The sequence below is a fragment of the Haloferula sp. genome (genome assembly GCF_049672945.1).
In the GTDB taxonomy this organism is placed as follows: Bacteria; Verrucomicrobiota; Verrucomicrobiia; order Verrucomicrobiales; family Akkermansiaceae; genus Haloferula.
Genome location: NZ_JBATWY010000015.1, coordinates 1 through 5,448 on the forward strand (window position 1 = coordinate 1; position 5,448 = coordinate 5,448).

Below are 5,448 nucleotides of genomic sequence, written 5' to 3' on the forward strand. Positions count from 1 at the left end.
AGTTGGCTGGTGATCCATTCATGACTGAGGCTCGTCGTTTCGGTAATCATCATCGCCAGCATTGCCTTCCGCCAGTCATTCTTTTGCATCGAATTCAGATCCTCTTTCGCAAGCCCGAAGTGCTCGAGCCCTGCAGCTATGATCCTAGCACCAACCAACCGATCCCGGTCCCGGGCCGAGGCGTCATTCGAACGGATGACCTTGGCGACGCGCTCACCAATCTCCTCCTCAACCCCGAACTTCGCCAATAGCCTCTCCCTGAACTCCTGGGTGCCGAAATACCAGCCGCGCCGCAAGGTTGACTGGAGACTCTGGCCCTTCCACACGATTCGTCCGGCCTCGGTCGGCTTGGTCCAGTCGACAAGAGTCTCCAGACGTTCAATGAATTTCCGACGTCCCGCCGGCGTGTCCTTGCAGCCCATCTCCGCCAACGCTTCTACCGAGCGCATCCAAGGAAATCTTTTTGAAGGCGGCTTCCTATACTCACGCAGACTCGTCCATTGGTAATCATCGAAGCCCCCGCCCTCCGCGACCAGCCCGGCACGGACGGGATTGAGATGCACATAGTCGATCAGCCGTCTGAAGTATCCTTCGCCGCCGCCCTGCACCACAATTGCCTTGTAGCGGCCGCCGAATAGATGGCCCCAGAGCCCGTTCTTCGCATTGAATCGCTGGGTGTAGGTCGTCTGGAACCATTGCATCCCGGCCACGAGATTCCCCCTCGGCGTCTCAATGACGAAGTGGTAGTGGTTGTCCATCAGGGCGTAGGCATTAACCAAAATCCCAGTGCGCTTGGCCATTTCCCCCAAGGTCCGAATGAGCATCCAGCGGTCGTCGTCATCTAGGACAATCGCCCCACGCCTGTTTCCACGGGCCAGCACATGGTAAATGGCGTGGGGATACTCAATCCGGGGCGAACGTGCCATCGTGCGAAGCGATGTAGCAAAAGGGACCAGTATTACAAGATTCTTTTCCTGACCCCTTTTTGCTGACCCCTTTTTGCTGACCCCTTTTTGCTGACCCCTTTTTTTCACTGACCCCTTTTTTTCACTGACCCCTTTTTTTCATCACCGTAATTGACCCCTTTGAGGGCTTCGGTTAGAGGCCGCGGATGCTTTGAGCCGGAATAGGCCCTGGTGGGAATGGGAACAGACTACGGATCCGGAGACGCTTTACAGTCGAATATCAAGATTGACGCTCTTACCGAAGGAGCCAGAGTCCACGATATGGCTAAGACAGTAATTCTCGATGGAATGATTCACAGGGCTGATTTTGCGCAGCAAGAGGAGTCGACCTCTATTGATCTTTTCGAGCGAATTACAATTGGTCAAATCGATAGCAACAGCCCCATTCTAAAGCTTCTTAGGAAGCCGGACTTCCAAAGAGAAACTAATCATTGGACACCCGTCCAGGTTGCGACCTTTTTGTCCAGTTTCGCATCAGGTGAGTTAATTCCATCCCTAATTCTATGGAAGTCGTCTTCATTTGTTTTTGTGATTGATGGCGGTCATCGACTCAGCGCTCTTAGAGCATGGGTTGAGAACGATTATGGTGACGGGGCAATCTCTCACTCTTTCTATTCAGGTGAGATTCCGGTGGATCAGAAAAAGCTCGCAAAGCGCACTAGATCGGAGGTTGAGAAAAGAGTCGGTCGCTATTCCGACTTTCTGAAAGCGGCCCAAAGTGACGGAAAAGGTATCGATCAAGATTTATATAAAAAGGCGTCGACCGTTTTTACCAAAGCCATACCAATTCAGTGGATTCAAGGTTCACAGGAGGTAGCAGAAAGCTCATTTTTCAAAATCAACTCGCAAGGTACTGCGCTAGATAAAACTGAAGAACTGCTCCTTAAAAACCGGAGGAAATCATTCGCGATTGGAGCGCGGTCTGTAGTCCGTTCAGGCACAGGACACAAATATTGGTCAGGCTTTGATGATTCTGTAAAAAACGAAATTGAAACTCTCGCCAGTGAACTCTACCACTTATTATTCCAACCTGACGTTACAGAACCAATTAAGACTTTGGACCTTCCTCTAGGTGGAGTAAACTCTCCAGTTGAAGCCCTAAAGATGCTGATCGATACGTTTGCTCTTTGCGAGGTAAGCGGGGTGACTCCAGAAAAGGCAATTCAAGCACTCAATGACGATATTGACGGCTCTGAAACCGTGAAAATTCTTAAAACCGCACGGAAAGTGGTTCGGAGGATTGCTGGAAATTCACCGCCTAGCCTTGGTCTCCATCCTGCTGTCTATTTTTACAATGAGAAGGGAAGGCAAAGTAGGTTTCTGTTTCTTGGCACAGTGAAGATTTTTGCAGCGATGGTAAGAACGAATAACGATAATTTTTTCCGAGTTTTCACACATGGTCGAGGAAAATTGGAACAAATTCTCATCAAACGTAAGGCTGTAATTAACCAAGCATTGGCCAACGTTAATAGCACCCAGAGAATTAATCGTGTTGCCGATCTACTTGAGAAACTGACTGACGATATTAAGAATAAGGAGAAAGTATCTGATGAGAGGATTCTATCCCATCTTGGTCTTCAAGGTAAAATTGCAAAACTGAAGCTAATTGATCATCCATCAGATTTTTCGGTTGATACTAAATCTGCAGTATATCTTGCTGAAAGTTTAAAAAATGCCCCAAAGTGCCCGCTGTGTGCTGGATTACTCGATACTCAGAAGTCGGCGTCTTATGATCATGTCGAAGCAAAAAACGCTGGAGGCCGAGGTTCTGTCGAGAATTGCCAACTAACACATCCTTACTGTAACAGCATTAAGAACTAGAACGTCCGATAAAGAGGAAAAGATGCCACAGAAAAGATGCCACACAGAAAAGATGCCCGGCATTCAGTAGATTCACGGGCTGGAAACTTTTCTCTACGATGCCCGAAAGTTGCAGAACATCAACGAACCGACGTCGTTTGACTAGTGGTGCAGGTGGGGTTTCTGGGGGGCCGGAATCCGGGCGGATTCGGTCTGTGGGGAGGGCGGTCAGAGAAGCGACGAAGGCTGGGGTAAACCCGCTTTTTAAATCAACAACTCCCGGGCGAGGTGGAGGGCCTTGGCGGAGTTGCGGATGTGGGTGGTGTTCAGGGGGCGCTCGCCGCGGAGGAGGCGGGAGGCGGTGGAGGAGAGGCGGCGCTGCGGAAGTGGATTTGGAAGGGCCCAGCCGCTTCGGTGAGGCGGAAGTCGAAGGAGGCGGACAGCCGCCTTCGCCTGAAGGCTTCGTCGCGCCAGAGAGTGTCCACCCTCCCTATGGCTTGGGCTTCGGGGCGGCTTGAAAAGCCGCGCTCCTGAGGGCGCGGCTTTCAGGAAAGGCGGTTGGGAGCGCCGCTAAGGGTATTCGAGGCCGCCCTTTTCCGAGATCCTGATCACCTTGTCCCGGACCAGAAGCTTGATCGTTTTCTCGACTGTCTCTGGTGCAAGTGTCTTCGTAAAATGCTGCTGGATGACGTTGACGAGGCCTGCTCGTTTTTGCGGACGTGGTCGGTTGGGATCTCTCAGATGGGCGACGAGTCGATCCAGGCGTTCGTCGGTTCGAAGGAGGTGAGGGATTTCAGCGATGTCGTCATGGCGGGCGCAATGATGCTTGTTCTCCTTCAGGTGGGAGACGAGGGCTTCGAAGCCGTTGTCTTTTGAGATGATATGGATGTAGGCCGTGGGGTCGGTGGGGAGGATCTGGCCGATCTCGTAGGCGAGGACAAAATCGAGGGCGTTCTTGCCGATGCAGGGCGTGCGCACGAGGCGTAGTTGTTCGGGCTTTTTGAGAGCGAATTCGGTCAACTCAAGACGGAGCGAAGTCTGGTTCTGGCCGACGACGACGATCAGCTTGAAATGGTCTTGGGTGATCCGGGAGAAATCGCGCGGTTGGACGTTCTCATAATCGATGAAGATGTAGTTCATCCGCGGTGACGCTGGTGCCGGATCGGGACAAAGGGTGATCGCGGGTGGGGCGGTCGTGGTTTTCTTCGGATTCATGCGGCGAGAGTTCGTCCGAGGATGCGGATCAGAGACTGGCGGAGGGTTTCGGGATCGTAGTGGTGGGCCCAGGGCACCCGGAGGAGCGGAACGCTTTGAGTGGCGAACAGTTGGTTGACGAAGCGGTCGCGCTCGATGCGGTCGGGGCGCTGGTGCGAGCTGTCGTCGAACTCGATGCCGCAGAGGATGCGGCTGGTGCCGGGTTCGGTGAGGACGAAGTCGATGTGCTTGCTGCGGATCTTGTTGAATGCGGCTTCCCGCCCGGGGGCGTAGAGGACGTCGAAGAGGTCGGCGAGGCGGACTTTGGAAGAGATATCGTAGCTCGGTGCGACGAGTGCTTGAAGGACGGCGAAGAACTTTTGTTCGGCATCCGTCATGAGGGTTTCGCGCCGGGCGAAAAGTTCGAGAGAGTCTGAACTTGCTTGGTGACTTGGAGGAGGAAGGGGCGGAGGGGATTTCTTCGACAATGGTGGTGGCGTGGCACGGGCGCGTTTCCGAAGGCGGGTTGCACGGCTGAGGAAGAAGGCGAAAACCATCCCGCCGACGGCGATGAAGAAGACAGGGAGAAGGGCTCTGAAAAATTGATCCGCCATCTGCTTTGTCGGGGGCTCGGCAGGAGCGGCCGGAGTCGGGGTGGGGCTGGACTTCGGGCGTTTCGGACTCGGACTCGCCGACCTCGTGGATTGCTTAGGGAGGGCGGCTTGCGGGACAGGGGCGAAGGCCGCCGGGATGGTCAGGCTTTGGTCATTTACGGGACGTAGGAACGACGAGATCGAAGAGCTTGCTCGCCAACCCCCGCGCCCTTTTTCGACGAATAACGCAGCTGGTATCATGAACGGACGTCCGTTGGTCCACTGTCCCCGAGTTCCGTCGGCTTCGAGATAGCGGTAGGAATCGACGGCGATCCAGACACGGAGGCGTTGCTCGACGCCGTTTGCCTGATCGGTGCCGGACAGGGCGTCGAAGTGAGTGCCTGAAAAGCGGAGCCCATGGAGTTCGACCCACTTGCGTGACCCTGCCAATGGAGAGCAAGCGAAGTTGCTACCTTGGAGTTTCAGGTAGGGAGAAAGGTGGGAGTTGGCGGCGTCGATGGCTTTGCGCGCCGACTCCTGCGGTACTTGCTGGAATCGCGCTGCCGCTTTCTTGAACCCGAGAATCAGAGGGTCTTCTCCACTAGCGGACGGGCCGAGGGTGAGGACGAGGCAGGCGACAAAATGGCGACACATGGGACTTTATCACTCTAACAATGTCTGCCGAATTTGCCCTTACGCGATGGCGGGAGTCGTAGAAGGCGAACAGGAGTGTCCGCCCCCCAAAGACTTGGAAAGCAGCAGGGGAATAGGATAGAGGTAGGAACGGCGCATTGGTTTGCGCCGCTCCCCCCTCCGAACCGGACAGGCGGATCTCCCGCATCCGGCTCTCCAGTCAGTGGTTTGCTCCATTACGGAGACTCTCGACTTCAGCACTC

At 54.4% G+C, this 5,448-nt stretch carries 5 protein-coding genes; 2 read left to right on the plus strand and 3 right to left on the minus strand.

What is annotated here, in order from left to right:
* Positions 1-926, minus strand: a 926-nt coding sequence (locus WBG04_RS01290) for a transposase (RefSeq protein ID WP_424312530.1), incomplete at its 3' end; no start/stop codon positions are given.
* A gap of 300 nt (positions 927-1,226) precedes the next feature.
* Between WBG04_RS01290 and WBG04_RS01295 the strand changes: the two genes are divergently transcribed.
* Both WBG04_RS01295 and WBG04_RS01300 read left to right on the plus strand, forming a co-directional pair.
* A complete protein-coding gene (locus WBG04_RS01295; protein WP_424312532.1) occupies positions 1,227-2,786 on the plus strand; it encodes an HNH endonuclease family protein in 1,560 nt (519 codons plus the stop codon).
* 267 nt (positions 2,787-3,053) lie between these two features.
* The gene (locus tag WBG04_RS01300) at positions 3,054-3,299 is read left to right on the plus strand and encodes a hypothetical protein (protein WP_424312533.1); all 246 of its coding nucleotides are present in this window, start codon (positions 3,054-3,056) and stop codon (positions 3,297-3,299) included.
* A gap of 36 nt (positions 3,300-3,335) precedes the next feature.
* Here the strand turns inward: WBG04_RS01300 and WBG04_RS01305 are convergent, their stop codons facing one another.
* Complete coding sequence (locus WBG04_RS01305; protein WP_424312534.1) at positions 3,336-3,980, minus strand: PIN domain-containing protein; 645 nt, start codon at positions 3,978-3,980, stop codon at positions 3,336-3,338.
* Complete coding sequence (locus tag WBG04_RS01310) at positions 3,977-5,206, minus strand: DUF2726 domain-containing protein (RefSeq protein ID WP_424312535.1); 1,230 nt, start codon at positions 5,204-5,206, stop codon at positions 3,977-3,979. Before WBG04_RS01310 ends, WBG04_RS01305 begins: the two co-directional genes overlap by 4 nt.
* Between the last annotated feature and the right edge of the window lie 242 nt (positions 5,207-5,448).

What these genes read in the sequence shown, in the direction of transcription:
- WBG04_RS01310 (WP_424312535.1), bottom strand. Translation starts at nt 5,206, where the DNA reads ATGTGTCGCCATTTTGTCGCCTGCCTCGTCCTCACCCTCGGCCCGTCC.
- WBG04_RS01295 (WP_424312532.1), top strand. Translation starts at nt 1,227, where the DNA reads ATGGCTAAGACAGTAATTCTCGATGGAATGATTCACAGGGCTGATTTT.
- WBG04_RS01305 (WP_424312534.1), bottom strand. Translation starts at nt 3,980, where the DNA reads ATGAATCCGAAGAAAACCACGACCGCCCCACCCGCGATCACCCTTTGT.